The 380-nt window shown below is 70.0% G+C and carries 1 pseudogene; it reads right to left on the bottom strand.

The window, feature by feature from the left end:
• Positions 1-380, bottom strand: a pseudogene (locus tag AC1DUE_RS20700) (NAD-dependent malic enzyme); the annotation flags it as partial.

Genomic DNA, 380 nt, shown 5'->3' with positions numbered 1-380 from the left:
TTGTTGATCTGGTTCGGGTAGTCGGAGCGCCCCGTCGCCACCACGGCCGCGTACTTGTGCGCGATGTCGGGGTGGACCTCCGGGTCCGGATTGGCCATGGCGAAGACGAACGCACCGGGCGCCATCGACGCGACCGCCGACTCCGGCACCGTACCGCCGGACACACCGATGAAGACGTCCGCACCGACCAGCGCGGTCTCCAGCGGTCCGGTGATGCCGGCCCTGTTGGTGAGCTCCGCGAGCTCGCGCTTGACGTCCGTCAGGTCCTCACGGTCCCGGCTGACGACGCCCTTGCGGTCGGCCACGGCGACGTCCCCGAGCCCCGCCTCGAGCAGGAACTTCGCAATGGCAACTCCGGCCGCACCGGCGCCGGAAATGAC

This window comes from Cellulomonas sp. P4_A2, from assembly GCF_056402515.1.
The sequence above is the reverse complement of the archived record's forward strand: the minus strand, read 5'-3'. Positions and strand labels throughout refer to the sequence as shown.